General features: G+C 63.5%; 27 protein-coding genes and 1 pseudogene. 21 read left to right on the top strand and 7 right to left on the bottom strand.

Annotation, left to right across the window (positions count from 1 at the left end; all coding sequences use genetic code 11):
* Positions 1–151: 151 nt before the first annotated feature.
* On the bottom strand, positions 152–931 hold the full coding sequence (locus AC1RL5_RS19085; RefSeq protein WP_072452087.1) for a thermonuclease family protein: 780 nt from the start codon (positions 929–931) through the stop codon (positions 152–154).
* A gap of 41 nt (positions 932–972) precedes the next feature.
* Complete coding sequence (gene rpmE, locus AC1RL5_RS19080; protein ID WP_011058815.1) at positions 973–1,194, bottom strand: 50S ribosomal protein L31; 222 nt, start codon at positions 1,192–1,194, stop codon at positions 973–975.
* A 299-nt stretch (positions 1,195–1,493) separates the two neighbouring features.
* On the opposite strand from rpmE, the gene AC1RL5_RS19075 reads away from it, so the two are divergent.
* The 10 genes from AC1RL5_RS19075 to AC1RL5_RS19030 all read left to right on the top strand — a co-directional run bounded on the left by AC1RL5_RS19075 (position 1,494) and on the right by AC1RL5_RS19030 (position 14,371).
* A complete protein-coding gene (locus AC1RL5_RS19075; protein ID WP_011058814.1) occupies positions 1,494–3,713 on the top strand; it encodes a primosomal protein N' in 2,220 nt (739 codons plus the stop codon).
* Positions 3,714–3,923: 210 nt separating this feature from the next.
* A complete protein-coding gene (gene argS / locus AC1RL5_RS19070) occupies positions 3,924–5,660 on the top strand; it encodes an arginine--tRNA ligase (protein WP_072452088.1) in 1,737 nt (578 codons plus the stop codon).
* Between the two features lies 1 nt (position 5,661).
* Positions 5,662–6,369: an SPOR domain-containing protein gene (locus AC1RL5_RS19065; RefSeq protein WP_011058812.1), complete on the top strand. Its 708-nt coding sequence runs from the start codon at positions 5,662–5,664 to the stop codon at positions 6,367–6,369.
* Positions 6,370–6,568: 199 nt separating this feature from the next.
* Positions 6,569–7,099 (top strand): ATP-dependent protease subunit HslV, encoded by a 531-nt coding sequence (gene hslV / locus AC1RL5_RS19060; protein ID WP_003186641.1) that lies wholly within the window; start codon positions 6,569–6,571, stop codon positions 7,097–7,099.
* Positions 7,100–7,156: 57 nt separating this feature from the next.
* Positions 7,157–8,497, top strand: coding sequence for an ATP-dependent protease ATPase subunit HslU (gene hslU, locus AC1RL5_RS19055; protein WP_077933229.1), 1,341 nt, complete (start codon positions 7,157–7,159; stop codon positions 8,495–8,497).
* 91 nt (positions 8,498–8,588) lie between these two features.
* On the top strand, positions 8,589–8,966 hold the full coding sequence (locus tag AC1RL5_RS19050; RefSeq protein WP_011058810.1) for a gamma-butyrobetaine hydroxylase family protein: 378 nt from the start codon (positions 8,589–8,591) through the stop codon (positions 8,964–8,966).
* A 257-nt stretch (positions 8,967–9,223) separates the two neighbouring features.
* The gene (gene phaC, locus AC1RL5_RS19045; RefSeq protein WP_015633859.1) at positions 9,224–10,903 is read left to right on the top strand and encodes a class II poly(R)-hydroxyalkanoic acid synthase; all 1,680 of its coding nucleotides are present in this window, start codon (positions 9,224–9,226) and stop codon (positions 10,901–10,903) included.
* A gap of 130 nt (positions 10,904–11,033) precedes the next feature.
* Positions 11,034–11,894, top strand: a complete 861-nt coding sequence (gene phaZ / locus AC1RL5_RS19040; protein ID WP_011058808.1) for a poly(3-hydroxyalkanoate) depolymerase — start codon at positions 11,034–11,036, stop codon at positions 11,892–11,894.
* A 108-nt stretch (positions 11,895–12,002) separates the two neighbouring features.
* Positions 12,003–13,685 carry a class II poly(R)-hydroxyalkanoic acid synthase gene (gene phaC, locus AC1RL5_RS19035; protein ID WP_011058807.1) on the top strand — a complete coding sequence of 561 codons (1,683 nt, stop codon included), beginning with the start codon at positions 12,003–12,005 and terminating at the stop codon, positions 13,683–13,685.
* Between the two features lie 65 nt (positions 13,686–13,750).
* Entirely contained in the window at positions 13,751–14,371 is a 621-nt protein-coding gene (locus AC1RL5_RS19030) for a TetR/AcrR family transcriptional regulator (RefSeq protein WP_011058806.1), read from the top strand.
* 61 nt (positions 14,372–14,432) lie between these two features.
* Here the strand turns inward: AC1RL5_RS19030 and AC1RL5_RS19025 are convergent, their stop codons facing one another.
* The 3 genes from AC1RL5_RS19025 to AC1RL5_RS19015 all read right to left on the bottom strand — a co-directional run bounded on the left by AC1RL5_RS19025 (position 14,433) and on the right by AC1RL5_RS19015 (position 16,137).
* Positions 14,433–15,305 carry a phasin family protein gene (locus AC1RL5_RS19025; protein ID WP_093407048.1) on the bottom strand — a complete coding sequence of 291 codons (873 nt, stop codon included), beginning with the start codon at positions 15,303–15,305 and terminating at the stop codon, positions 14,433–14,435.
* A 10-nt stretch (positions 15,306–15,315) separates the two neighbouring features.
* The gene (locus AC1RL5_RS19020; RefSeq protein ID WP_011058804.1) at positions 15,316–15,738 is read right to left on the bottom strand and encodes a phasin family protein; all 423 of its coding nucleotides are present in this window, start codon (positions 15,736–15,738) and stop codon (positions 15,316–15,318) included.
* A 123-nt stretch (positions 15,739–15,861) separates the two neighbouring features.
* Positions 15,862–16,137 carry a polyhydroxyalkanoic acid system family protein gene (locus tag AC1RL5_RS19015; RefSeq protein ID WP_011058803.1) on the bottom strand — a complete coding sequence of 92 codons (276 nt, stop codon included), beginning with the start codon at positions 16,135–16,137 and terminating at the stop codon, positions 15,862–15,864.
* Between the two features lie 155 nt (positions 16,138–16,292).
* Here AC1RL5_RS19015 and ubiE point away from each other — a divergent pair, with 155 nt between their 5' ends.
* The 11 genes and pseudogenes from ubiE (at position 16,293) to AC1RL5_RS18960 (ending at position 24,419) form a co-directional block, all read left to right on the top strand.
* A complete protein-coding gene (gene ubiE / locus AC1RL5_RS19010; protein ID WP_053148653.1) occupies positions 16,293–17,063 on the top strand; it encodes a bifunctional demethylmenaquinone methyltransferase/2-methoxy-6-polyprenyl-1,4-benzoquinol methylase UbiE in 771 nt (256 codons plus the stop codon).
* A complete protein-coding gene (locus AC1RL5_RS19005; RefSeq protein ID WP_492589519.1) occupies positions 17,063–17,686 on the top strand; it encodes a ubiquinone biosynthesis accessory factor UbiJ in 624 nt (207 codons plus the stop codon). The genes ubiE and AC1RL5_RS19005 overlap by 1 nt, the downstream gene beginning before the upstream one ends.
* The gene (gene ubiB / locus AC1RL5_RS19000; RefSeq protein ID WP_011058800.1) at positions 17,683–19,287 is read left to right on the top strand and encodes a ubiquinone biosynthesis regulatory protein kinase UbiB; all 1,605 of its coding nucleotides are present in this window, start codon (positions 17,683–17,685) and stop codon (positions 19,285–19,287) included. Before AC1RL5_RS19005 ends, ubiB begins: the two co-directional genes overlap by 4 nt.
* 80 nt (positions 19,288–19,367) lie before the next feature.
* On the top strand, positions 19,368–19,760 hold the full coding sequence (hisI, locus tag AC1RL5_RS18995) for a phosphoribosyl-AMP cyclohydrolase (protein ID WP_011058799.1): 393 nt from the start codon (positions 19,368–19,370) through the stop codon (positions 19,758–19,760).
* Position 19,761: 1 nt separating this feature from the next.
* On the top strand, positions 19,762–20,094 hold the full coding sequence (locus tag AC1RL5_RS18990; protein WP_011058798.1) for a phosphoribosyl-ATP diphosphatase: 333 nt from the start codon (positions 19,762–19,764) through the stop codon (positions 20,092–20,094).
* 25 nt (positions 20,095–20,119) lie between these two features.
* Positions 20,120–20,401 (top strand): twin-arginine translocase TatA/TatE family subunit, encoded by a 282-nt coding sequence (locus tag AC1RL5_RS18985; protein ID WP_011058797.1) that lies wholly within the window; start codon positions 20,120–20,122, stop codon positions 20,399–20,401.
* A gap of 10 nt (positions 20,402–20,411) precedes the next feature.
* Positions 20,412–20,870 (top strand): Sec-independent protein translocase protein TatB, encoded by a 459-nt coding sequence (tatB, locus tag AC1RL5_RS18980; protein ID WP_492589518.1) that lies wholly within the window; start codon positions 20,412–20,414, stop codon positions 20,868–20,870.
* A complete protein-coding gene (tatC, locus tag AC1RL5_RS18975; protein WP_011058795.1) occupies positions 20,867–21,661 on the top strand; it encodes a twin-arginine translocase subunit TatC in 795 nt (264 codons plus the stop codon). Before tatB ends, tatC begins: the two co-directional genes overlap by 4 nt.
* Entirely contained in the window at positions 21,658–22,365 is a 708-nt protein-coding gene (locus AC1RL5_RS18970; RefSeq protein WP_011058794.1) for a 16S rRNA (uracil(1498)-N(3))-methyltransferase, read from the top strand. Before tatC ends, AC1RL5_RS18970 begins: the two co-directional genes overlap by 4 nt.
* 137 nt (positions 22,366–22,502) lie before the next feature.
* Positions 22,503–23,564 (top strand): annotated as a pseudogene (locus AC1RL5_RS18965) (methyl-accepting chemotaxis protein); the annotation flags it as partial.
* A complete protein-coding gene (locus AC1RL5_RS18960; protein WP_370059461.1) occupies positions 23,547–24,419 on the top strand; it encodes a methyl-accepting chemotaxis protein in 873 nt (290 codons plus the stop codon). The pseudogene AC1RL5_RS18965 and the gene AC1RL5_RS18960, both read left to right, overlap by 18 nt.
* A 49-nt stretch (positions 24,420–24,468) precedes the next feature.
* Here the strand turns inward: AC1RL5_RS18960 and AC1RL5_RS18955 are convergent, their stop codons facing one another.
* Positions 24,469–25,203, bottom strand: a complete 735-nt coding sequence (locus AC1RL5_RS18955; RefSeq protein WP_011058792.1) for an amino acid ABC transporter ATP-binding protein — start codon at positions 25,201–25,203, stop codon at positions 24,469–24,471.
* Positions 25,196–26,158, bottom strand: a complete 963-nt coding sequence (locus AC1RL5_RS18950) for an amino acid ABC transporter permease (protein WP_011058791.1) — start codon at positions 26,156–26,158, stop codon at positions 25,196–25,198. The genes AC1RL5_RS18955 and AC1RL5_RS18950 overlap by 8 nt, the downstream gene beginning before the upstream one ends.
* Positions 26,159–26,277: the final 119 nt, after the last annotated feature.

Below are 26,277 nucleotides of genomic sequence, written 5' to 3'. Positions count from 1 at the left end.
CGCCGAGGATACTCGTGTCGCATAGTCCCCACAAGACTGCCCAGTCACCCCTGTCAAGGCCCCTAGCGTACGACTTTGGGCCAAGAGCCGCGGGGTACAAGGCTTTCAACTGTTCACAATCCATTAAAAAAATGTCTACAATTTTTCTTTATCAGATAAGTCTGAGCATGGAAGGGTCAGTCACGGACAACATCCAGCGCGGATGTGCAGATTGCCGGCCAGGCTGACGCGAGCGATCGACAACCCAGCCGCGAGCCTCGATCCGGCGCCCCGAAAGTCCACTGAGCAGCCGGCGATCGAAGCGCCGCAGGACATTGGGTGCAATGCGCAATACAACCTGCCCCTGCAATGTGATCCAAAGACCACCGCGATTGCGCTGCAGCCTGCTCACTCGCCCTTCGAACAGGGCAAAGCCCGCGCGATGGATCTGCTGCGCCTTGAGTACAGGTGAACGTCGCCAAAGCCCCAGCCCGGCTCGGCGCGCATGGTTCTCGGCAGCCTTCTGGCAGCTCGCCAGGGCGACGTTTGGCAGCACGGCAATCCGATAGGCCAAGCCTTCCGCGATCAACCGGGCTTCGAAGTTGATACCAGTGACGCCATAGACATGGGCCAGGACACGACCGTAGCGATCCTGCCTTTCACGCCCCGGCAGCAGGCCGACCCGCCCACCACTCTGTGCCACCAGTTGTCGCAGGCGCTGCCGCGCCGCCTCGGCGAAGGGCTCGGCAGGGCGCCCCTTGCCCGCCAGCTCCGGGGCATTGAGGCCGATCATGCGCAACCTGCGGCCATCCTTGAGGTGCAGGGTGTCGCCGTCCACCACCCGGAGCACCGTTGCCGGCAACAGCCCCTTGGGCGCCGGGCAAAACGCCTCGGCCGCTGTCAGCCAAATCGCGCCCACAAAAAAGGCGCCCACTAGGGACGCCTTTTTCATCAGCGAGGAAAGTCGGTATCGGCTTTCCAGAACGATCAGCCTCAGGCCTTCTTCGTTGCGCCGAAAGCACCGAAGCGCGACTTGAACTTGTCGACACGACCGCCAACGTCCAGAGTCTTTTGCTTGCCGGTGTAGAACGGGTGGCACTCGTTGCACACGTCCAGGCTCAGAGGCTTGGCCAGGGTGGAGCGAGTTTCGATGACGTTACCGCAGCTGCAGGTAGCGGTAATGGCTTCGTATACTGGATGGATATCGGCTTTCATGGTGTATTCCTCAGGCTAGCGTGCCGCCACCCAACACTATTGTTGAATACCGCACGAATTAGGGCGCGAATTCTACCAGACCGCGTCAAACGCGCAAGCGATCCTGAGTGCAGCCCATCAGAAAAAGCCGGTGCGACCTTGACAGCCCAGGCTTTGCCACCCCCTGAACTGAAAAACCGGCTCCATGCCCGGGCAGACCCCGCAGGTACAGGGGCCACGCACGCTTATACAGGACACTCCACCGCTGCTCTGTTAGGCTCCGGGGCCTATTTACCCTCTGCTCAACGAGATTGTCCCGCGTGCCCGACGCCATCCTGCGCCTCGCCCTGCCCTCGCCCCTGCGCCGCCTGTTCGACTACCGTGCTCCGGCCGGGGTGCTGCGTGCCCAGTTGCACCCCGGCATGCGCCTGCGGGTGCCATTCGGCCGCCGGGAAATGATCGGCATCCTGGTGGAGGTGGCGGATCACAGCGAGGTCCCGGCGGAAAAACTCAAGCCGGCCCTGGCCCTGCTGGATCCCACGCCTCCGCTACCGCCGGCCCTGTTCAAGCTGTGCCTGTGGACCGCCCAGTACTACCAGCACAGCCTGGGAGACACCCTGAGCTGGGCATTGCCAGTGCTGTTGCGCCAGGGCGAGCTGGCCGAGGCCCGCCAGGAACGCTTCTGGTCGATCGCCCCCGGGGCCCGGCTCGACGACCCGCGCATCGCTCGCGCCCCACGCCAGCGCGAAGCCCTGGCAACCCTGGCCCAGCACCCACACGGCGTGCCCCATACCCTGCTGAGCAAGTTGATGCTGAGCAAGGACAGCCTCGACCTGCTGCTGGCCAAGGACCTGGTGCAGGTGGAGGTGCGCAAGCACGCGCCCGGGGTACGCCACGAACACTGGCTGGCCCAGCCCGAACTGCCGCTCAACAGCGAGCAGCGCGCCGCCTATGAAGCCATCCGCGCCGGGTTCGACAGCTATCACGCGTTTCTCCTGGCCGGGGTCACCGGCAGCGGCAAGACCGAGGTCTACCTGCAACTGATCCGCGAAACCCTGGAAGCCGGCAAGCAGGCCCTGGTGCTGATTCCGGAGATCAACCTCGGCCCGCAGACCCTGGCGCGCTTCGAGCAACGCTTCAACGCCCGCATCGCCCTGCTGCACTCGGCGGTCAATGACCGCGAACGCCTGGACGCCTGGCTGGCTGCCCGGGACGGCGAGGCCGACATCATCATCGGCACCCGCTCGGCCCTGTTCACGCCGATGAAGAACCCCGGGCTGATCATCATCGACGAAGAGCACGACGGGTCCTATAAACAGCAGGAAGGCCTGCGTTACCACGCCCGCGACCTGGCTCTGGTGCGTGCGCGCCAGGAAAACATTCCCATCGTCCTGGGCTCGGCCACGCCGTCCCTGGAAAGCCTGCACAACGCCTACACCGGCCGCTACGGCCTGCTGCGCCTGAACGAGCGGGCCGGCGGCGCCAAGCAGCCGCGTTTCCTGCGCCTGGACGTGAAGAGCCGCCCGCTGGACAGCGGCATTTCCGGCCCCATGCAGCAAGCCATCGGCCAGACCCTGGCCGCCGGCCAGCAGGTCCTGGTGTTCCTTAACCGCCGCGGCTTCGCCCCGACCCTGCTCTGCCACGACTGCGGCTGGATGTCCGAGTGCCAGCGCTGCGACGCACGCATGACCGTGCACCAGCGTTCCGGTGAGCTGCGCTGCCACCACTGCGGCCATGTGGAGCGGGTTCCGCGCCATTGCCCGCAATGCGGCAAGGTCGACCTGCGCCCCGTGGGCGCCGGCACCGAGCGGGCGGAAGAGCGCCTGGGCATCTTGTTTCCCGACTACCCGGTGCTGCGGGTGGACCGCGACAGCACCTCGCGCAAGGATGCGATGAACCAGCTGTTCGCCACTATCCAGAAAGGCCAGCCGTGCATCCTCGTGGGCACCCAGATGCTGGCCAAGGGTCATCACTTTCCCCGGGTGACCCTGGTGTCGATCCTCGATGCCGATGGCGGCCTGTTCTCCGGCGACTTCCGCGCCAGCGAGCGCATGGCGCAACTGATTGTCCAGGTCGCCGGGCGGGCCGGCCGGGCCGAAGAGCCGGGCAAGGTGATCATCCAGACCCACCTCGCCGACCACCCGTTGCTGGTGCAGTTGACCGAGCAGGGCTACTTCGCCTTCGCCGAACAGGCCCTGAGCGAGCGCCGCGCCGCCGGCCTGCCACCTTTCGCCCACCTGGCGCTGCTGCGGGCCGAAGCCCACAAACCGGGCCAGGCCGAGGGGTTCCTCGATGAAGCCTGCAGCGAGGCCGAGCGCCTGCTGGCGGAACAGAACCTGGGGGGCATCGAACTATTGGGCCCGGTGCCGGCTCCGATGGAGCGGCGCGCCGGACGTTATCGCGCGCAATTGCTGCTGCAGGCCAATGCCAGAGCGCCCTTGCATCGTTTGCTCAGCAGTTGGCTGCTGGTGCTGGAACAGATGCCCAGCGGGCGGCAGGTCCGCTGGTCGCTGGATGTGGATCCCGTGGATCTGTATTGATCGAGGTCGTGCTTTCGCGGGCAAGCCCGCTCCTACAATGGGCAGCATCAAACCTGCAAGAGCCGGCTTGCCGGCGAAGGCAATCGAATGCCGCCATCGATCCCCAAGCAGTCCTCTATAGTTGGCAAGCCCGTTCCAGCAACGGATAATGCCCAGTTTTTCCACCTGCGCACCGAAGCGCCGCCGCACCAGCGGTCGAAAGAGAAGACCATGAAAGACACCATTCGCCAGCTCATCCAGCAAGCCATCACCCAACTCGTCACCGAAGGTGTGTTGCCAGAAGGCCTGACGCCGGCGATCCAGGTCGAAAACACCCGCGACAAGACCCACGGCGACTTCGCCAGCAACATCGCCATGATGCTGGCCAAGCCGGCCGGCATGAAGCCGCGCGACCTGGCGGAGAAAATCATCGCCGCCCTGCCGGCCCATGAAGACCTGAGCAAGGCGGAAATCGCCGGCCCCGGCTTCATCAACTTCTTCCAGAACACCCAGGCCCTGGCCGCGCGCCTGGACGCCGCTCTTGGCGACGCCCACCTGGGCGTACGCAAGGCCGGCCCGGCGCAGCGCACCGTGATCGACATGTCGGCGCCCAACCTGGCCAAGGAAATGCACGTTGGCCACCTGCGCTCCACCATCATTGGCGACGGCGTGGCCCGGGTCCTGGAGTTCCTCGGCGACACCGTGATCCGCCAGAACCACGTGGGCGACTGGGGCACCCAGTTCGGCATGCTGATGGCCTACCTGGAAGAAAACCCCATCACCAGTGACGAGCTGTCGGACCTGGAGAACTTCTACCGCGCCGCCAAGCAGCGCTTCGACGAGTCCGAAGCCTTCGCCGACCGCGCCCGCGGCCTGGTGGTCAAGCTGCAGGCCGGCGACCCGGACTGCCTGGAGCTGTGGACCAAGTTCAAGGACATCTCCCTGTCCCACTGCCAGAAGATCTACGAGCTGCTCAACGTCAAGCTGACCATGGCCGACGTGATGGGCGAGAGCGCCTACAACGACGACCTGATCAACGTGGTCAACGACCTCAAGGCCCAGGGCCTGCTGGTGGAGAGCAACGGCGCCCAGTGCGTGTTCCTCGACGAGTTCAAGAACGCCGAAGGCGAGCCGCTGCCGGTGATCATCGTCAAGGCTGACGGCGGCTACCTGTACGCCACCACCGACCTGGCGGCCGTGCGCTACCGCAGCGGCAAGCTCAAGGCCGATCGCGCCCTGTACTTCGTCGACCAGCGCCAGGCCCTGCACTTCCAGCAAGTGTTCGCCGTGGCCCGCAAGGCCGGTTTCGTGACCCATCCGATGGAAATGGAGCACATGGGCTTCGGCACCATGAATGGCGCCGACGGCCGTCCGTTCAAGACCCGCGACGGCGGCACCGTGAAGCTCATCGACCTGCTGACCGAAGCCGAAGAGCGTGCCTACGCCCTGGTGAAGGAAAAGAACCCGCAACTGCCGGAAGCCGACCTGCGCAGCATCGCCAAGGTGGTGGGCATCGACTCGGTGAAGTACGCCGACCTGTCCAAGCACCGCACCAGCGACTACAGCTTCAACTTCGACCTGATGCTCAACTTCGAAGGCAACACCGCGCCGTACCTGCTGTACGCCTACACCCGCGCCGCCGGTGTGTTCCGCAAGCTGGGCAAGGACTTCAGCGAAGTCGGCGGGCAGATCGAACTGCACGCGGCCCAGGAACTGGAGCTGGCGGCCAAGCTGGCGCAGTTCGGCGAGATTCTCAACAACGTCGCCGAGAAGGGCACGCCACACATCCTCTGCACCTACCTGTACGACGTGGCCGGGCTGTTCTCCAGCTTCTATGAAAACTGCCCGATCCTGGCAGCCGAGACGCCGACCCAGATGCACAGCCGCCTGCGCCTCACCGAGCTGACCCGGCGCACCCTCAAGCAAGGTCTGGAACTGCTGGGCCTCAAAGTCCTGGAGCAAATGTAAGTTGGCTGCCAAGAAAAAACCTGCACCCAAGCGTGGCGCCAGCCGTTACCAGGCCCCGGCCAAGAAGCCGATTCCGGGCTGGTTGTGGCTGGCCATCGGCCTGACCATCGGTGCCTTCATCGTGTTCCTGATGAAGCTCGAGCCCGGCAAGGGCGGCGACAGCGTCAAGCGCGAGAAGATCGAACAGCAGAAAGCCACCAAGATCGCCGAGGCCAACAAGACCCCGCCGAGCCCCCAGCAACCGGTGAAGCCGAAATACGACTTCTACACCCTGTTGCCGGAATCGGAGGTCATCGTGCCGCCGGAAGCGGTGCCGGAAAAAACCCTGCCGACGCCACAGGTGCCACCTGTGCCCACCACCCCGGTAACCCCGGCGGAAGCGGCCAAGATCGACACCGCCCGTGCCCAGGCAGCCCTGGCCGGGATCACCCCGCCACCAGCGCCACCCGTGGCCAAGGCGGCGCCGGTGACCAAGTTCTTCCTCCAGGCCGGTTCGTTCCGCAAGGAAGCCGATGCCGACAAGGTCCGGGCGCAGATCATCCTGCTGGGCCAGTCGGTCTCGGTGGAATCCGGCACGGTGAAGGATGAAACCTGGTACCGGGTATTGGTAGGCCCGTTCAGCAACCGCGAACAGCTGACCGTGGCGCAGAAGCAACTGGCCGGCGCCGGCTTCAGCAACCTGCTGTTACAACAGCGCCAGAGCCGCTAAGCCGACCGCTACGCGATTGATCGCGGGCAAGCCCACTCCTACATGGCCCCCCGTAGGAGCGGGCCTGCCCGCGAAGCGCTTGCAGCATGCAACAATGACCGCCGGTCCCTCGCTGCAGCCTCCGGTTGAAAAACGCCCGACCACCCCCATATGAGTTTCCATCAGGGCACTTTCGCCCCGCTGTGTGGAGACTCCCCCCTTGACCACCATCGTTTCAGTCCGCCGCCACGGCAAAGTCGTCATGGGCGGCGACGGCCAGGTTTCTCTCGGCAACACCGTGATGAAAGGCAACGCGAAAAAAGTCCGCCGCCTCTATCACGGCCAGGTCATCGCCGGCTTTGCCGGGGCCACCGCCGACGCCTTCACCCTGTTCGAGCGCTTTGAAGGCCAACTGGAGAAACACCAGGGCCATCTGGTCCGTGCCGCCGTAGAGCTGGCCAAGGAATGGCGCACCGATCGCTCCCTGAGCCGCCTGGAAGCCATGCTGGCCGTGGCCAACAAGGATGCGTCCTTGATCATCACCGGCAATGGCGACGTGGTTGAACCCGAGGACGGGCTGATCGCCATGGGTTCCGGTGGCGCCTATGCCCAGGCCGCTGCCAGCGCCCTGCTGAAAAAGACCGACCTGTCGGCCCGTGAAATCGTCGAGACCGCACTCGGCATCGCCGGCGACATCTGTGTATTCACCAACCACACTCAAACCATCGAGGAGCAGGATCTCGCGGAATAAGCCTGTTGCGGCGCTTGCGCCACGGCATTCATTCTTGCTTGAGGACCGCCAACTACTATGTCCATGACACCCCGCGAAATCGTCCACGAACTCAACCGCCATATCATCGGCCAGGACGATGCCAAGCGCGCCGTCGCTATCGCCCTGCGCAACCGCTGGCGCCGCATGCAACTGCCGGCCGAGCTGCGCGTTGAAGTGACCCCCAAGAACATCCTGATGATCGGCCCGACCGGCGTCGGCAAGACCGAGATCGCCCGCCGCCTGGCCAAGCTGGCCAATGCGCCCTTCATCAAGGTCGAGGCCACCAAGTTCACAGAAGTCGGCTATGTGGGCCGCGACGTTGAATCCATCATCCGCGACCTGGCCGACGCGGCGATCAAGATGTTCCGCGAACAGGAAATGATCCGGGTTCGCCATCGCGCCGAAGACGCCGCCGAAGAACGCATCCTCGATGCCCTGCTGCCCCAGGCACGCACCGGTTTCAACAGCGACGACGCGGCTCCGGCCCAGGACTCCAACACCCGCCAGCTGTTCCGCAAGCGCCTGCGCGAAGGCCAGCTGGATGACAAGGAAATCGAGATCGAAGTGGCGGAAGCTGCAGGCGTCGACATTTCCGCGCCACCGGGCATGGAAGAAATGACCAACCAGCTGCAGAGCCTGTTCGCCAACATGGGCAAGGGCAAGCGCAAGAACCGCAAGCTCAAGGTCAAGGAAGCGCTGAAACTGGTACGCGACGAAGAAGCCAGCCGCCTGGTCAACGACGAAGAACTCAAGGCCAAGGCCCTGGAAGCCGTCGAGCAGCACGGCATCGTGTTCATCGACGAGATCGACAAGGTGGCCAAGCGCGGCAACGCCGGCGGTGTGGACGTCTCCCGCGAGGGCGTGCAGCGTGACCTGCTGCCGCTGATCGAAGGCTGCACCGTCAACACCAAGCTGGGCATGGTCAAGACCGACCACATCCTGTTCATTGCCTCCGGTGCCTTCCACCTGAGCAAGCCCAGCGACCTGGTACCGGAGCTGCAAGGCCGTCTGCCGATCCGCGTGGAACTCAAGGCGCTGTCGCCGGAAGACTTCGAGCGCATCCTCAGCGAGCCGCACGCTTCGCTGACCGAGCAATATCGCGAGCTGCTGAAGACCGAAGGCCTGAACATCGAGTTCCTGCCCGAAGGCATCAAGCGCCTGGCGGAAATCGCCTGGCAGGTCAACGAGAAGACCGAGAACATCGGTGCCCGTCGCCTGCACACCCTGCTCGAGCGCCTGCTGGAAGAGGTGTCGTTCAGTGCCGGTGACCTGGCCAGCGCCCACAGCGAAGAGCCGATCCGCATCGACGCCGCCTACGTCAACAGCCACCTGGGCGAATTGGCGCAGAACGAAGACCTTTCCCGTTATATCCTGTAAACCTTCGCCACCCATGCAGGGACTGGCTTGCCAGCGATAGGGCCTCCCCCGATCGCCGGCAAGCCGGCTCCTGCCGGAAGGACTACAGGTCATGAGCAAACTTCCCACCGGTATCAACCTGCACAAAGCCTCGAAAACCCTGACCCTGACTTATGGGCCGGACGAGGTCTATCACCTGCCTGCAGAACTCCTGCGGGTGCATTCCCCCTCCGCCGAGGTCCAGGGCCACGGCAAACCCATCCTGCAATTCGGCAAGCTCGGCGTCGGCCTGACCAAGGTTGAACCGGCGGGCCAGTACGCACTGAAATTGACCTTCGACGACGGTCATGACAGCGGATTGTTCACCTGGGACTACCTCTACCAACTGGCGCTGCGCCAGGACGAGCTGTGGAACGACTATCTGGCGGAGCTCAAGGCTGCCGGAAAATCCCGCGATCCGAACGAGTCCATCGTCAAGCTGATGCTCTAGCTCAAGGCTCCGATGGTTTAGAGGGCATTTTCTAATTTCATCTGTTTGAATGCTTGGCTGTATGGCCAATGAATGGCCTGCTTGCGGAAAAAATTAAACTCGGGTAACCAATGGAGCTGGCAAGTTCCCTGCAGAGCTTTAGGAACAAAAAAGCAGCGGTGCGCAATCAACGGTCACCCGAGCAGTAGTACCTGGCATCGTGCTGTGTGACTGCACAGCAGGTCCGGTACTCGTCTCAGGACAATGGAGCGTCGTAGATGAGTAACAAGAATAACGATGACCTGAAACGCCAAGCCTCGGAAAACACCCTGGGGCTCAATCCGGTCATTGGCTTGCGTAGAAAGGACCTGCTTACTTCCGCTCGAATGGTGCTTGCCCAGGCCATCAAACAACCCATCCACAGCGTCAAGCACGTCGCCCATTTCGGCATCGAACTTAAGAACGTGATGTTCGGCAAATCCACCCTGCAGCCGGAGAGCGACGACCGTCGCTTCAACGACCCCGCGTGGAGCCAGAACCCGTTGTACAAACGCTACCTGCAAACCTACCTGGCGTGGCGCAAGGAACTCCACGACTGGATCGACGACAGCAGCCTGTCCGAGCAGGACATCAGCCGCGGCCACTTCGTGATCAACCTGATGACCGAAGCCATGGCCCCGACCAACAGCGCGGCCAACCCCGCAGCGGTAAAGCGCTTCTTCGAAACCGGCGGCAAGAGCCTGCTGGACGGTCTGTCCCATCTGGCCAAGGACCTGGTGCACAACGGCGGCATGCCCAGCCAGGTCAACATGGACGCCTTCGAAGTGGGCAAGAACCTGGGCACCAGTGAAGGCGCGGTGGTGTTTCGCAATGACGTGCTGGAGCTGATCCAGTACCGGCCGATCACCGAGCAGGTGCATGAGCGCCCGCTGCTGGTGGTGCCACCGCAGATCAACAAGTTCTATGTCTTCGACCTCAGCCCGGACAAGAGCCTGGCGCGCTTCTGCCTGCGCAACAACGTGCAGACCTTTATCGTCAGCTGGCGCAACCCCACCAAGGCCCAGCGCGAATGGGGCCTGTCCACCTACATCGAAGCCCTGAAAGAAGCGGTCGACGTAGTGACCGCGATCACCGGCAGCAAGGACGTGAACATGCTCGGTGCCTGCTCCGGCGGCATCACCTGCACCGCGCTGCTGGGCCACTACGCGGCGCTGGGGCAGAAGAAGGTCAACGCCCTGACCCTGCTGGTCAGCGTACTGGACACCACCCTGGACACCCAGGTAGCGCTGTTCGTCGACGAGCAGACCCTGGAAGCGGCCAAGCGCCACTCCTATCAGGCCGGAGTCCTGGAAGGGCGCGACATGGCCAAGGTGTTCGCCTGGATGCGCCCCAACGACCTGATCTGGAACTACTGGGTCAACAACTACCTGCTGGGCAACGAGCCGCCGGTGTTCGACATCCTGTTCTGGAACAACGACACCACCCGCCTGCCTGCCGCCTTCCACGGCGACCTGATCGAAATGTTCAAGAACAACCCGCTGGTGCGCGCCAATGCACTGGAAGTGTGCGGCACGCCGATCGACCTCAAGCAGGTGACCGCCGATATCTTCTCCCTGGCCGGCACCAACGACCACATCACCCCGTGGAAGTCCTGCTACAAGTCGGCGCAGCTGTTTGGCGGCAACGTCGAGTTCGTGCTCTCCAGCAGCGGCCATATCCAGAGCATCCTCAACCCGCCTGGCAACCCCAAGGCGCGCTACATGACCAGCACCGACATTCCGGCCTGCCCCGACCAGTGGCAGGAAAACTCGATCAAGCACACTGATTCCTGGTGGCTGCATTGGCAGGCCTGGCAGGCGGAACGCTCAGGTGACCTGAAGCCGGCGCCCACCAGCCTGGGTAACAAGAAGTTCGCAGCCGCCGAGGCGGCGCCCGGGACCTACGTCCACGAGCGCTGAGCCCCGGCCATCGACACGGCGGCGCCAGGAGGCTCCGCCAAGCCCTATTCTTGACAAGAGGCTCGGCCTCAGGAAATCCGCAGGACGCCCGGGATGGCGGCTGCGACGGTTTAATTCACAGGGCTACGGCATGCCACACTCATTCATATTCCGCACCGTCGACCTGGATGGCCAGACCATCCGCACCGCGGTACGCCCAGGCAAGCCGCACTTGACGCCGCTGCTGATCTTCAACGGCATCGGCGCCAACCTGGAGCTGGTGTTTCCCTTTGTCCAGGCCCTGGATCCGGACCTCGAGGTGATCGCCTTCGATGTCCCCGGTGTCGGCGGCTCCTCCACGCCGAGCCGGCCCTACCGCTTTCCCGGGCTGGCCAAGCTGACCGCGCGGATGCTCGACTACCTGGACTACGGCCAGGTCAATGCAGTGGGTGTGTCCTGGGGCGGCGCGCTGGCCCAGCAGTTCGCCTACGACTACCCCGAGCGCTGCAAGAAGCTGGTGCTGGCCGCCACCGCGGCCGGGGCGTTCATGGTCCCGGGCAAACCCAAGGTGCTGTGGATGATGGCCAGCCCACGGCGCTACGTGCAGCCCTCCCATGTGATGCGCATTGCGCCGCTGATCTATGGCGGCTCCTTCCGCCGCGACCCGAGCCTGGCAGCGGAACACGCAGCCAAGGTGCGCTCGGCCGGCAAGCTCGGCTATTACTGGCAGCTGTTCGCGGGCCTGGGCTGGACCAGCATTCACTGGCTGCACAAGATCCATCAGCCGACCCTGGTGCTGGCCGGCGATGACGACCCGCTGATTCCCCTGATCAACATGCGCATGCTGGCCTGGCGCATACCCAATGCCCAGTTGCACATCATCGATGATGGCCACCTGTTCCTGATCACCCGGGCCGAGGCCGTCGCCCCGATCATCATGAAGTTCCTCCAGGAAGAACGCCAAAGGGCGGTGATGCACCCGCATCCCGAACCTGTGCGCCCTACCAAGTAAAAGATACCTGTCGACAGGATCGTCGCGCGCAAGAAGGGCCAGGACCGACTATGTTGTCTGTCTTGGATTGGTCTGCTTGTTAGTGGTTTGACGAAGGAGTGTTGACTCATGCAAGACAAACCTGCGACGGGCTCATTGCCGTCACCCGCCGCGTATATCAATGCGCAGAGCGCGATCACCGGCCTGCGCGGCCGGGATCTGTTCTCCACCTTGCGCAGCCTGGCGGCCCACAGCCTGCGCAATCCGTTGCACAGTGCCCGGCATACCCTGGCCCTGGGCGGCCAGCTGGGGCGTGTGCTGCTGGGGGAAACCCTGCACAAGACCAACCCCAAGGACAACCGCTTCGCCGACCCGGCCTGGAGCCTCAACCCCTTCTACCGGCGCGGCCTGCAGGCCTACCTGAGCTGGCAGAAGCAGGTGCGCCACTGGATCGACGACAGCGGCATGAGCGAAGACGACCGGGCCCGGGCACACTTTGCCTTTTCCCTGCTCAATGATGCCGTTGCGCCTTCCAATACCCTGCTCAACCCCCTGGCCCTCAAGGAGATCTTCAACACCGGGGGCAACAGCGTGGTGCGGGGCATCGGCAACCTGCTGGATGACCTGCTGCACAACAACGGGTTGCCCAGCCAGGTGACCAAGCACGCCTTCGAGGTGGGCAAGAACCTGGCGGTCACCCCGGGCTCAGTGGTGTTTCGCAATGAATTGCTGGAGCTGATCCAGTACAGCCCCATGAGCGAAAAACAGTACGCCAAGCCGCTGCTGATCGTGCCGCCACAAATCAACAAGTACTACATTTTCGACCTGAGCCCGACCAACAGCTTCGTCCAGTACGCGCTGAAAAACGGCCTGCAGGTGTTCATGGTCAGCTGGCGCAACCCGGATGTGCGGCACCGCGAGTGGGGCCTGTCGACCTACGTCGAGGCGGCCGAAGAAGCGCTGAACGTCACCCGGGCGATTACCGGCAGTCGCGAAGTCAACCTGGTGGGAGCCTGTGCCGGAGGGCTGACCATCGCCGCCCTGCAAGGCCATCTGCAGGCCAAGCGCCAGCTGCGCCGGGTATCCAGCGCGACCTACATGGTGAGCCTGCTGGACAGCCAGATGGACAGCCCGGCAACGCTGTTCGCCGACGAGAAGACCCTCGAAGCGGCCAAGCGTCGCTCCTATCAGCAAGGGGTACTGGACGGTCGCGACATGGCCAAGGTGTTCGCCTGGATGCGCCCCAACGACCTGATCTGGAACTACTGGGTCAACAACTACCTGCTGGGCAAGGAGCCGCCGGTCTTCGACATTCTCTACTGGAACAACGACAGCACCCGGTTGCCGGCCGCCCTGCACGGCGATCTGCTGGACTTCTTCAAGCACAACCCCCTGAGCCATGTCGGCGGGCTGGAAGTCTGCGGCACGCCGATCGATTTGCAGAAGGTCACGGTGGACAGCTTCAGCGTGGCCGGGATCAACGACCACATCACGCCCTGGGACGCGGTCTACCGTTCGACCCTGCTGCTGGGCGGCGAACGGCGCTTCGTGCTGTCCAACAGCGGCCACGTGCAGAGCATCCTCAACCCGCCGAGCAATCCCAAGGCCAACTACGTGGAGAACCGCAAGCTCAGCAGCGACCCGCGGGCCTGGTACTACGACGCCGAGCATGTGGACGGCAGCTGGTGGAGCCAGTGGCTGACCTGGGTCCAGGAGCGCTCGGGGGCGCAGCGGGAAACCCTCACCACCCTGGGCAACCAGAACTATCCGCCGATGGAGGCTGCGCCCGGCACCTACGTGCGCGTGCGCTGAAGACACTTTGCACCACGGTTCCACGCCGGAGCCGTGCCCCTTCAATGGACCGACAAGAAGTCAGGATGAAGACCCGCGACCGGATACTCGAATGTGCCCTGCAACTGTTCAATCAAAAGGGCGAGCCCAATGTCTCCACCATGGAGGTGGCCAATGAAATGGGGATCAGCCCCGGCAACCTCTACTACCACTTCCATGGCAAGGAGCCGCTGGTGCTCGGCCTGTTCGAGCGCTTTCAGAACGAACTGACGCCGTTGCTGGACCCACCGTCCGACGTCCAGCTGGCGGCGGAAGACTACTGGCTGTTCCTGCATCTGATCGTCGAGCGCCTGGCCCACTACCGCTTTCTGTTTCAGGACCTGTCCAACCTGGCCGGGCGCCTGCCAAAACTGGCCAAGGGCATTCGCAACCTGCTCAATGCCTTGAAACGCACCTTGGCCTCGTTGCTGGCCCGGCTCAAGGCTCAGGGGCAACTGGTCAGCGGCACCCAGGCCCTGGGGCAGCTGGTGGAACAGATCACCATGACCCTGCTGTTCTCTCTGGATTACCAGCGGATTCTCGATCGCGAAGGCGAAGTCCGGCTGGTGGTCTACCAGATCATGATGCTGGTGGCGCCACACCTGCTGCCGCCGGCAAAGATGGCCACCGAACAGATGGCGCTGCGCTACCTGGATGAGCAGGGCTAGAACGCCTCAATAAAAAACGCCCGGCCTTCCCAGGCCGGGCGTTTTTTTGTTCCTGATGGGATCAGGACTGGCTGCTTGGCGTCGCTGGAGCTGGCGCGGCAGTCGGGGTTGCAGCCGGGCTCGGGGCTGCGGCGGAGTTCGCCGAGCTGGCCGGGGCCGGGGCTGCAGGCTTGGCCGCAACAGCGGGCTTGGCTGCTGGTTTGGCCGCTGGCTTGGCCGCTGGCTTGGCAGCCACAGGCTTCTTGGCCACAGGCTTTTTCGCCACTGCAGGCTTGGCGGCCGGTTTGGCCGCTGGCTTGGCCGCTGCGGTTTTCGCCGCGGGCTTGGCTGCTGGCTTGGCCGCTACAGGCTTGGCAGCCGGTTTGGCCGCTGGTTTGGCGGCTGCGGTTTTCGCGGCCGGCTTGGCTGCGGGTTTAGCGGCGGCCTTGGCGACAGGCTTAGCGGCAGGCTTGGCCAGAGGCTTGGCTGCGGGTTTTGCAGCAGGTTTGGCAGCCGCAGTTTTGGCTGCAACCGGCGCAACCTTGGCACCTGTGAGTTTTTCAATCTGCTTGGTCAGGGTATCGACCTTGTCGTGCAGGGCCTTGACTTCGTTGCGGCTAGGCACGCCCAGACGCGAGATGGCGCTGTTCAAGCGCTTGTCGAAAGCGCCTTCCAGTTCATCCCACTTACCCAGGGCGCGATCCTTGACGTCGCTGATACGCGACTTGGCCGAAGTTGCGGAATCTTTGGCCGCATCAACTTTCTTGCCGACTACGCTCTTAGTCAGTTTCTCGGCTTTCTCACCATCTTTGACCAATGTCTCGAAAAGCTTGCTGCCGTCAGAGTCGATTTTCGAGTACACGCCTAAACCAGCAAGCCAAATTTTACGGGAGTACTCTTCGACTTTCCCGATCCACGAGCTGCCTTCTTTTTCAGTATTCTTTTTACCAGCCATCCCGTTCTCCTTAATGTTTACGCGCGACACGTTCGAGCAACGCCGTCAGCTCATCGAGCTTAGCAGAGAGTGTCTCAACGTCATGTTTAGACGGAATGCCGATACGATTCAAGGCACTGGCGACGCGCGTGTCAAAAGCCTTCTCGACCTTGTCCAGTTGCACTTCGACTTTGCCTTTAAGAGTGCTGACATCCCCTTTAACGCCATCTATCTGACTGTTGGCTGCTTCAAGTTGTTCAGTGACAACTTTTTTGCCTTTCTTTTCAACGGATTGACCAGCCTTGATCAACTCCTGGAAGTACTCGCTGCCTTCCTGACCGACTTTGGCGTAGGCCCCCAGGCCTGCCAGCCAGATCTTGCGGGCATAGGATTTGACTTCACTCAGAGCAGTCGATTGGGCATCAACTTTTTTCTTCAGAATTACTTTGGCCATGGTGCACCTCACGCGCAGAAGGTTTGAGGAACTGCCCTCGGAAAGAGGACCTGAGGCACAACCTAGAGAGAAAAATTAGAATCGGCACCCTAACGACTGTCATGAATTCATGTAGGAGCCGGTTCAGACCAGAGCCTTGTCCAGAGCCTTTTCGATTTCCGACTTGATGGTGCCGCTCATGGCCGACATCAACATCCCCAGTTCCACGTCGATGCGGATCGACTCTTCACCCACATGCACCGCGCCTTTGACGCCCGAGCGCTTGAGGTTCAGGGTATCGCCTGCCCACTGCGGCTCCAGGCCATATTGATCGGCGAGTTTCTGCGCCAGTTTGTCGGCCTTTTCACGGGCTGCCTGCTTGCCCAGGCCATGGGCACGTTCAACACTAATACGGGCCATTGAAGGTCTCCTGCTGTTTCGGGACTTGCCTGAAGCATCTTGACCCTGCGTGCGTCAAAACGTCCCGGCGGATCGCTATCTTACATTCAGCCTTGCCAAGACAAAGACCGCCACCGGCATTAGAATGTCCCGCATTCTCTTTTGGTGACAGCGATATGACTGATCAGCGCAAAGGCAGCGATGCCGAACCCACCACTCACTTCGGCTTCAAGAATGTTCCTGAAAGCCAGAAAGCGGAAAAAGTCGCTGAGGTGTTCCACTCGGTAGCGGCCAAGTACGACTTGATGAACGACGTGCTGTCCGGTGGCATGCACCGCCTGTGGAAACGCTTCACGATCGAGCTGTCCGGCGTGCGCGCCGGCAATCGCGTACTGGACATCGCCGGCGGCACGGGTGACTTGACCAGGCGTTTCTCCCACCTGGTGGGCCCGACCGGCCAAGTGGTACTGGCCGACATCAACGAATCCATGCTCAAGGTCGGTCGTGACCGCCTGCTGGACCTGGGTGTGGCCGGCAACGTCGAGTTCGTCCAGGCCGATGCGGAAAAACTGCCGTTCCCGGACAACCATTTCGACTGCGTGACCATTGCCTTCGGCCTGCGCAACGTGACCCACAAGGAAGACGCCCTGCGCTCCATGCTGCGGGTGCTCAAGCCCGGCGGTCGCCTGCTGGTGCTGGAGTTCTCCAAGCCCACCAACGCGCTGATGTCCAAGGTCTACGACGCCTACTCGTTCGCCTTCATGCCCCTGGCCGGCAAGCTGATCACCAACGACTCGGAAAGCTACCGCTACCTGGCCGAATCGATCCGCATGCACCCCAACCAGGAAACCCTGAAGTCGATGATGGTCGAGGCCGGTTTCGACCGCGTGACCTATCACAACATGACCGCAGGCATCGTCGCCCTGCACCGCGGCATCAAGCCCTGATGTTGCTCAGCGGCCTGCTCGCCAGCGTCGAGACCGGCATCAATCGGGTGCTGCGTCTGGACAGCACGGCGCTGCCGCGCCTGCAGCACCTCAATGGCAAGGTGATCGCCGTGGAATGCCGCAACCCGGCGCTGCAGCTGTTCATCCTGCCCAGCGATGAAGGCCTGATGCTCGCCAGCCAGTGGGCCGCGGACCCAGACTGCAACCTGCGCGCACCGGCCTCGAGCCTGCTGCGCCTGGCCCTGAGCAAGGACAAGACCGCGGTCCTGCACGGCCCCGAAGTGGAACTGGAAGGCGATAGCGGCGTGCTGCTGGACCTGGCAGCAACCCTTCAGGACCTGGAGCTGGACTGGGAATACGAGCTCTCGCGCTGGCTGGGCCCCGTGGCCACCCAGCTGTTCAGTGGCCATGTGCGCAGCCGCGCCCGCTGGTATCAGCAAGGATTTGCCAGCCTCAACCAGAACCTCGCCGAATTCCTCGCCGAAGAATCGCGGACCCTGGTGGGTCAGCGCGAAGCCGAAGCGCGCTTTCGCGAGCTGGATCAGGCCAAACTCGACCTGGAACGTCTCGAGGCGCGCTTGGAGCGCCTTTCCCGATCCCTTGACCCAAGCGATAACGCATGAAGCTGCTTGCCGTCCGCCGTCTGTTGCGCATCCAGCGCGTCGTGATCCGCTACCGCCTCGATGACCTGCTGTTCGACCTGCCCCTGCCCTGGTTCCTCCTGGCCCTGCGCTTCGCCCTGCCCTGGCGCTGGTTCCCGCGCAAGCCGCTGGACCTGAGCCGCGGTGCACGCCTGCGCCTGGCGTTGCAGGACCTGGGGCCGATCTTCATCAAGTTCGGGCAGATCCTCTCGACCCGCCGCGACCTGCTGCCGGAAGACATCGCCGACGAGCTGATGCTGCTGCAGGACCGGGTGCCGCCGTTCGACTCGCAAAAGTCCGTGGCCCTGATCGAAGCGCAGTTGGGCAAGAAGATCAGCGACGTGTTCAGCCGCTTCGACATCGAGCCCCTGGCGTCGGCGTCGGTGGCCCAGGTGCACGCCGCCAAGCTCAAGACCGGCGAAGAAGTGGTGGTCAAGGTGATCCGCCCCGGGCTCAAGCCGATCATCGCCCAGGACCTGGCGTGGCTGTTCATCCTCGCCCGGGCCGCGGAAAAGCTCTCCGCCGACGCGCGCCTGCTGCACCCGGTGGACGTGGTCAGCGACTACGAAAAAACCATCTACGACGAGCTCGACCTGCTGCGCGAGGCGGCCAACGCCAGCCAGCTCAAGCGCAACTTCGAAGGCTCGCCGCTGCTCTATGTACCCCAGGTCTACTGGGACTGGTGCCGGCCCAAAGTGCTGGTGATGGAGCGCATCTACGGCATTCAGGTCACCGACCTGGCCACCCTGGCCGACCAGCGTACCGACATGAAGATGCTCGCCGAGCGTGGCGTGGAGATCTTCTTCACCCAGGTGTTCCGCGACAGCTTCTTCCACGCCGACATGCACCCGGGCAACATCTTCGTCAGCACCGTGCAGCCCTGGAGCCCGCAGTACATCGCCATCGACTGCGGCATCGTCGGCAGCCTGACCCCGGAAGACCAGGACTACCTGGCCCGCAACCTGTTTGCCTTCTTCAAGCGCGACTACCGCCGCGTGGCCCAGTTGCACATTGATTCCGGCTGGGTCCCGGCGGAAACCAAGCTCAACGAATTCGAGGCGGCGATCCGCACCGTGTGCGAGCCGATCTTCGAAAAACCGCTGAAGGATATTTCCTTCGGCCAGGTGCTGATGCGCCTGTTCCAGACCGCCCGGCGCTTCAACATGGAAGTGCAGCCGCAACTGGTGCTGCTGCAGAAGACCCTGCTCAACATCGAGGGCCTGGGCCGCCAGCTGTACCCGGACCTGGACCTGTGGAACACCGCACAACCCTTCCTCGAACGCTGGATGCGCGAACGGGTCAGCCCCAAGGCCGTGCTCGGCAACATCCACAGCCAGATCGAACAGTTGCCGCACCTGGCCAACATGACCCGCGACCTGCTGGAGCGCATGTCGCAGCCCCATGCCGCCGATCCGCCGGCGCCCTGGCACAAGCGCAAGGACGACTGGTTCCTGCGCCTGCTGGGCACTGCCCACCTGGGCGGTGGCGCGGTCCTGGCCGCCGGCGGTCCATTGCATGAGCTGGGGCACTGGCCTGCTGGCATCATGATTGCGGTCGGTTTGTATCTGATCGTTCGCCGATAGCCAGTGGCGCGACCTGCTGGCAAACTGTCGAAATCGCCGAGGCGTCACCAGCGGGTAGAGCCCGGTTGTCGGAGTCGAAAATGAAAGATTGGCTGGACCAGATCAAATGGGATGCGGACGGCCTGGTGCCGGCCATCGCCCAGGATCACAAGACCGGGCGCGTACTGATGATGGCCTGGATGAACCGCGAGGCCCTGAGCCTGACCGCTGCCGAGAATCGCGCCATCTACTGGTCACGTTCCCGTGGCAAGCTGTGGCGCAAGGGCGAAGAATCCGGGCACGTGCAAAAGCTTCATGAAATGCGCCTGGACTGCGACGCCGATGTGATCATCCTGATGGTTGAGCAGATCGGCGACATCGCCTGCCATACCGGCCGCCACAGCTGTTTCTACCGCGTCTATGAAGATGGCGAGTGGAAAACCGTCGAACCGGTCCTCAAGGACCCGCACGCGATCTATTCTGCAGGACACTGACATGAGCGATACCCTCACCCGTCTGGCCCAGGTGCTGGAAGAGCGTAAAGACGCCGCAGCCGACAGCTCCTACGTCGCCAGCCTGTACCACAAGGGCCTGAACAAGATTCTGGAAAAAGTCGGCGAAGAATCGGTGGAAACCATCATCGCCGCCAAGGACGCTGCCATCAGCGGCGACTGCAGCGATGTGATCTACGAAACCGCGGACCTGTGGTTCCACACCCTGGTCATGCTGGCGCAGCTGGGGCAGCATCCCCAGGCCGTGCTCGATGAGCTGGACCGCCGCTTCGGTTTGTCCGGACACGCCGAGAAAGCCTCGCGTCCGTCCGCCTGAACAACTTTCTAAGAGGAAACGCAGCATGGGCATTTTTGACTGGAAACACTGGATCGTCATCCTGGTGGTCGTGGTACTGGTATTCGGCACCAAGAAGCTCAAGAACCTGGGCACCGACGTCGGCGAATCGATCAAGGGCTTTCGCAAGGCCATGAATGACGACGAAAAGCCTGCCGAACCCGTGGTCCCGCCAGCGGCGCAGCCTGTGCCACCGGTTCAGCCGCAGCAGAGCGCGCCGTTGAACCAGCCGCACACCATCGATGTGCAGGCGCAGAAAGTCGAAGAGCCGACCCGCAAAGACTCGTGAGCACTGACTAATGTTTGGTATCAGCTTCTCTGAACTGCTGCTGGTGGGCCTGGTGGCCCTGCTGGTGCTCGGCCCCGAGCGCCTGCCCGGCGCTGCGCGCACCGCCGGCCTGTGGGTCGGGCGCCTCAAGCGCAGCTTCAACGCGATAAAACAGGAAGTTGAACGTGAAATCGGTGCCGACGAGATCCGCCGGCAACTGCACAACGAGCACATTCTGTCCCTGGAGCAGGAAGCGCGGAAAATCCTCGCCCCGACCCAGCAGCAACCGACTCCGGTAGAGCCTGTGGCCGAGCAGACGATTCACGCGCCAGGCGCCGCTACGGTCGCCGAAGCGCCGCCAGCCAGCGAAGTGCCCGCGCCTCTGCCATCGACACCAGCACCGGCACCGACCGCAGAGCCCGCAGCCCCAGTGGCAACACCCGCCACCACGCCCCCCCACGACTCCACCTTGCCGCCGCGAGCACCATGAGCGATATCCCAGAGAACGACCAACACATGCCGCTGGTGTCGCACCTCACCGAGCTGCGCACCCGCCTGCTGCGCTGCGTAGCGGCGATCTTCATCATCTTCGCCGGGCTGTTCGCCTTCACCCAGCAGATCTACACCATCGTCTCCACACCGCTGCGCCAGTACCTGCCGGTCGGCGCGACGATGATCGCCACCGACGTCGCCTCGCCGTTCCTGACGCCGCTGAAGCTGACCATGATGGTCTCGCTGTTCCTGGCAATCCCGGTGATCCTGCACCAGATCTGGGGCTTTATCGCCCCCGGCCTGTACAAGCATGAAAAGCGCATTGCCGTGCCCTTGCTGGTGTCGAGCATCCTGCTGTTCTACATCGGCATGGCGTTCGCCTACTTCCTGGTGTTCCCGCTGATCTTCAAGTTCTTCGCCGCCGCCACCCCGGCCGGCGTGGAGATGATGACCGATATCACCAGCTACCTCGATTTCGTCATGACCCTGTTCTTCGCCTTCGGCGTGGCCTTCGAGATCCCGGTGGCCGTGGTCCTGCTGGTGTGGATAGGCGTGGTCAACGTGGCGTACCTGCGCAAGATCCGCCCTTACGTGATCATCGGCTGCTTCGTGGTGGGCATGATCCTCACCCCGCCGGACATTTTCTCCCAGACCCTGCTGGCCGTGCCCATGTGGCTGCTGTTCGAGATCGGCGTACTGTTCGGCGGGCTGATCAGCAAACGTGGCGAGCACCCGGACGATGAACCGGCCGACGACCACAACGACCAGCCGCCAGCGACCCAAGCGTGAACCTGCTGCTTCTGGAAGAGGCCGATTTCATTGCGGCCGACCGGGTAGTGCTGCGCGACCGACGCCTGACCCACATGCAGGACGTGCATCGGGTGGCGGTCGGCGACAGCCTGCGGGTCGGGCGCATTGGCGGCTTGATGGGCAGTGCCCAGGTACTGCGCCTGGAGCCTGCTGAAGCCGAACTGCAAGTGACCCTCGATCAGCCGCCACCGGCCAAGCTGCCGTTGACCCTGGTGCTGGCCCTGCCGCGCCCGAAAATGCTTCGCCGGGTGTTCCAGACCATAGCGACCATGGGCGTGCCGCGGCTGGTGCTGGTGAACAGCTACCGGGTAGAAAAGAGCTTCTGGCAGACCCCGTTCCTGGAACCCGAAACGATTCGCGAACACCTGGTGCTCGGCCTGGAACAGGCCCGTGACACCGTGCTGCCCGACGTCCTGATCGAAAAACGCTTCAAGCCCTTCGTCGAAGACCGCCTGCCGGCCCTCAGCGCTGGCACCCTGGGGCTGGTGGGCCACCCTGGCCCATATCCGCCCTGCCCTCGCGGGCTGGACCAGGCCGTCACCCTGGCCATTGGCCCGGAAGGCGGCTGGATTCCCTACGAGATCGATCTTCTGGGCAAGGCCGGCCTGCAACCGGTGCAACTGGGAGAACGCATCCTGCGGGTCGAAACCGCGGTCACCGCACTGCTTTCGCGCCTGTTCTGAGCCCCCATGTGCGTGCTGGCCAAGTGGCCAGCCGGACCTCACGGTCGTAATGGCAACTAGCCAGTCAAGCTACAGAATCCCCCACTCCCGCCGATAGCCTATGGTTAAGCGCACATTGCTAAAAGGGAGTTCGCAGAATGTACCGTTGGCTAGCCAGAAACCTGGGAAACGTAAGCGTCAGCCTCAAGCTGGGTATCGGCTTCGGCCTGGTACTGCTCCTGACCCTGCTGATCACCGCCACCGGCTGGACCGGCCTGGGCCGGGTGATCGACCGGGGCGACAAACTGGGCAATATTTCCGTTATCTACGCCCTGACCAAGGACCTGCGCATCGCCCGCCTCAACTACGAGATGAGCCGCGGTGAACACGGCCCGGCCGCGGTCAACGACTTCCTCAAGCAACTCAACGACGGCCTGCAGGACGCTCGCGCGCAACTGCAGCAACCGGAAAGCATCACCATGGTCGACCAGCAACTGGACGCCGTGGCCGAATACCAGAAGGCCTTTGCCGACATGACTCGCGCCACCGCCAACCGCGAGGCCGCGAGGTCCCAGCTTGGCGCCACCGCGGACAATGCCGTGGCCCGGGTCGCGGAGGTTGAGAACTCACTGCTGCAAGGCGACAGCGTGGCGCAGTTCAATAGCGTGATCGACCTGTCCAAGCTGATCCAGCAGGCACGCTTCCAGGTACGCGGCTACACCTACAGCGCCAAGCCCGAGGCCAAGCAGCCGGCGCTGGACGCCATCGACAACGCCCTGAACAACCTCACCAGCCTGCCTTCGCGCCTGCCCGAGCAGCACGTTGCCAACCTGCAACAGGCCAGCGACTCGCTGAAGGCCTACCGGATGGCCGTCAGCGCCTACAGCGACGCCGAAGAAGCCAGCGCGGCTGCGCTCAAGCGCATGGCCGCCCAGGGCGACCGGCTGATGGACCTGAGCAAGCAGCTGACCGTGGCCCAGACCACCAAGCGTGACAGCGACGCCGCGCAGGCCAAGAGCACCCTGCTGATCGCCACCTTGCTGGCCATGCTGTTCGGCCTGATCGCCGCCTGGGCCATCACCCGGCAGATCACCCAGCCGCTGCAGCAGACCCTCAAGGCCGCCGAGCGCGTGGCTTCCGGGGACCTGAGCCAGAACCTCGCCGTGGAGCGCCGCGACGAACTGGGCCAACTGCAGAAAGCCATGCAGCGCATGACGGTGAGCCTGCGGGAACTGATCGGCGGCATCAGCGACGGGGTGACCCAGATCGCCAGCGCCGCCGAGCAACTGTCCGCGGTGACCGAGCAGACCAGCGCCGGGGTCAACAGCCAGAAAGTCGAGACCGACCAGGTGGCCACGGCCATGAACGAAATGGCCGCCACCGTGCAGGAAGTGGCGCGCAACGCCGAGGAGGCCTCCGAGGCCGCTGTGGCGGCCGACCAGCAGGCCCGCGAGGGTGACCGGGTGGTGAACGAAGCCATCGCCCAGATCGAGCGCCTGGCCAGCGAGGTGGGCCATTCCACCGAGGCCATGGGCCATCTCAAGCAGGAAAGCGACAAGATCGGCAGCGTCCTGGATGTGATCAAGTCGGTGGCCCAGCAGACCAACCTGCTGGCCCTGAACGCCGCCATCGAGGCCGCCCGGGCCGGTGAAGCCGGGCGGGGTTTTGCCGTGGTGGCGGATGAAGTACGCAGCCTGGCGCAACGTACCCAGCAATCCACCGAAGAAATCGCTGAACTCATCGTTGGCCTGCAAAGCGGCACCCAGCAGGTGGCCAGCACCCTGGATACCAGCCGCAGCCTGACCGACAGCAGTGTCGAGCTGACACGCCGGGCTGGTGGTTCCCTGGAAAACATCACCCGTACCGTGTCGGCGATCCAGGCGATGAACCAGCAGATCGCCGCGGCAGCAGAGCAGCAGAGCGCGGTGGCGGAAGAGATCAACCGCAGCGTGTTGAATGTGCGGGATGTATCTGAACAGACGTCATCGGCCAGCGAGGAAACCGCCGCGTCCAGCGCCGAGCTGGCGCGGCTGGGGATTCACCTGCAAAGCCTGGTGGGGCGTTTCCGGGTCTGAGCCGCTTCGCCGGCAAGCCGGCTCCTACCGGGAAATGCAGGAGCCGGCCTTACAGCACCTGGCGCAGGAAAGCCTGGGCCCGCGGGTCTTGCGGCGCGTCGAAGAACACCTGCGGCGCCGCGTCTTCCAGCAGTTTGCCGTGATCGAAGAACAGCACCCGATCCGCCACTTCCCGGGCAAAGCCCATTTCGTGGGTCACGCAGACCATGGTCATGCCTTCCAGGGCCAGGGTCTTCATCACATCCAGCACCTCGCCGACCATTTCCGGGTCCAGGGCCGAGGTCGGCTCGTCGAACAGCATCACCTTGGGTTCCATGGCCAGGGCCCGGGCGATGGCCACACGCTGCTGCTGGCCACCGGAAAGCCGCGAAGGAAACTCGTGGGCCTTCTGGGCGATCCCGACCTTTTCCAGCAACGCCAGGGCCTTGGCCTCGCGCTCCTGCTTGCCGCGCTTGCGTACCACCTTCTGCGCCAGGCAGAGGTTTTCCAGCACGGTCATGTGCGGGAACAGGTTGAAGTGCTGGAACACCATGCCGACTTCCCGGCGGTAGGCGTTCACATCGGTCCTCGGGTCGGCCAGTTGCAGGCCGTCGATGCTCACCGAGCCGGAATCGAACTCTTCAAGGCCATTGAGGCAACGCAGGAAGGTCGACTTGCCGGAGCCGGACGGGCCGATCACCACCAGCACCTCGCCCTTGGCCACCTGGGTGGTGACGTTATCCACCGCGCGCACCACCTGGCCGCGGGTGTCGAAGACTTTTACCAGATCGCGGACTTCAATCACTTTGCGCGAGCCTCCGCTCAAGCCGGCTGGCCATCTTCGACAGCGGCAGGTTGATCAACAAATACAGGCCTGCCACGCAGAACAGGATCTCGAATGGCGAGAACGACGTGGTGATGACCTCCCGGCCGCTCTTGAGCAGTTCGGTAATGGCGATCACCGACACCAGGGAGGTGTCCTTGACCAGGCTGATGAACTGCCCGGCCAGCGGCGGCAGCACCCGCTTGAAGGCCTGGGGCAGCACCACATGGCGCATCGACTGGCCGGCGCTGAGCCCCAGGGAGCGAGCGGCTTCGTTCTGCCCGCGGGCGATGGACTGCACCCCGGCGCGAACGATTTCCGCCACATAGGCCCCGGTAAACAGCGACAGCGCGGCGATCCCGGCGAACTCCCGGGACAGATTGAGCACCGTGCCGATAAAGAAATAGAAGATGAAGATCTGCACCAGCAGCGGCGTGCCTCGCACCAGTTCGACATAGATCGTCGACAGGTCGCGCAGGGTCGGGTTGCTGGACAACCGGCACAGGCCGGTACCCAGGCCGATCAGCAGCCCCAGCACGCCGGACACCACCGACAGCCACAAGGTGGTCCACAGGCCCCACAACAGCGGGCCCGCGGCCCAGTGCCGGGTCACGCCGATGACATCGCCTTCGGCCACGTCATCGCCGCTAGCCACCTGCAAGCTGCTTTCATCGACGCTCAGATGCTGCTCGGCACCCGAGTCACCGCGCAGCGTGACTTGTGCCTTGCCGCCCTGGCGCACCACCTCGGCGACGGTGGAGATTTCCGCCGCCCGCTGGGACTCTTCGGCCTGATAGGCGAAGTACTGGGGGACACGGTTCCAGCGCCACTCGTAGGACATCAACGAGGTGGCGTAGTACAGCGCGCCAGCCAGACCGATCAGCACCAGCACGGTCAGCACGTGCCAGGGCCATTGGGCTTTCTTGTGTTTGTTCACTTTGCAGGTTCCAGCGGTTTGCAGCGGGGAGGTTCGGCAGAGCCCGGGTGGGCATTGTCGCGAGCAGGCTCGCTCCTACAAAAACGCTATGCGCCCTGTAGGAGCGAGCTTGCTCGCGA

It is taken from the genome of Pseudomonas sp. GW822-FHT06D10 (assembly GCF_058799535.1).
Note: the sequence above shows the minus strand (reverse complement) of the source record. Positions and strands in the feature narration are given on the sequence as shown.

Coding starts and splice junctions, on each gene's coding strand:
- AC1RL5_RS18985 (WP_011058797.1), top strand. CDS start 20,120: ATGGGCATTTTTGACTGGAAACACTGGATCGTCATCCTGGTGGTCGTG.
- phaC (WP_011058807.1), top strand. CDS start 12,003: ATGCAAGACAAACCTGCGACGGGCTCATTGCCGTCACCCGCCGCGTAT.
- AC1RL5_RS19030 (WP_011058806.1), top strand. CDS start 13,751: ATGAAGACCCGCGACCGGATACTCGAATGTGCCCTGCAACTGTTCAAT.
- AC1RL5_RS19020 (WP_011058804.1), bottom strand. CDS start 15,738: ATGGCCAAAGTAATTCTGAAGAAAAAAGTTGATGCCCAATCGACTGCT.
- hslU (WP_077933229.1), top strand. CDS start 7,157: ATGTCCATGACACCCCGCGAAATCGTCCACGAACTCAACCGCCATATC.
- AC1RL5_RS19015 (WP_011058803.1), bottom strand. CDS start 16,137: ATGGCCCGTATTAGTGTTGAACGTGCCCATGGCCTGGGCAAGCAGGCA.
- rpmE (WP_011058815.1), bottom strand. CDS start 1,194: ATGAAAGCCGATATCCATCCAGTATACGAAGCCATTACCGCTACCTGC.
- AC1RL5_RS19005 (WP_492589519.1), top strand. CDS start 17,063: ATGTTGCTCAGCGGCCTGCTCGCCAGCGTCGAGACCGGCATCAATCGG.
- ubiE (WP_053148653.1), top strand. CDS start 16,293: ATGACTGATCAGCGCAAAGGCAGCGATGCCGAACCCACCACTCACTTC.
- AC1RL5_RS18960 (WP_370059461.1), top strand. CDS start 23,547: ATGCAGCGCATGACGGTGAGCCTGCGGGAACTGATCGGCGGCATCAGC.
- hisI (WP_011058799.1), top strand. CDS start 19,368: ATGAAAGATTGGCTGGACCAGATCAAATGGGATGCGGACGGCCTGGTG.
- tatC (WP_011058795.1), top strand. CDS start 20,867: ATGAGCGATATCCCAGAGAACGACCAACACATGCCGCTGGTGTCGCAC.
- AC1RL5_RS19050 (WP_011058810.1), top strand. CDS start 8,589: ATGAGCAAACTTCCCACCGGTATCAACCTGCACAAAGCCTCGAAAACC.
- ubiB (WP_011058800.1), top strand. CDS start 17,683: ATGAAGCTGCTTGCCGTCCGCCGTCTGTTGCGCATCCAGCGCGTCGTG.
- AC1RL5_RS18990 (WP_011058798.1), top strand. CDS start 19,762: ATGAGCGATACCCTCACCCGTCTGGCCCAGGTGCTGGAAGAGCGTAAA.
- tatB (WP_492589518.1), top strand. CDS start 20,412: ATGTTTGGTATCAGCTTCTCTGAACTGCTGCTGGTGGGCCTGGTGGCC.
- phaZ (WP_011058808.1), top strand. CDS start 11,034: ATGCCACACTCATTCATATTCCGCACCGTCGACCTGGATGGCCAGACC.
- AC1RL5_RS19085 (WP_072452087.1), bottom strand. CDS start 931: ATGAAAAAGGCGTCCCTAGTGGGCGCCTTTTTTGTGGGCGCGATTTGG.
- AC1RL5_RS19025 (WP_093407048.1), bottom strand. CDS start 15,305: ATGGCTGGTAAAAAGAATACTGAAAAAGAAGGCAGCTCGTGGATCGGG.
- phaC (WP_015633859.1), top strand. CDS start 9,224: ATGAGTAACAAGAATAACGATGACCTGAAACGCCAAGCCTCGGAAAAC.
- argS (WP_072452088.1), top strand. CDS start 3,924: ATGAAAGACACCATTCGCCAGCTCATCCAGCAAGCCATCACCCAACTC.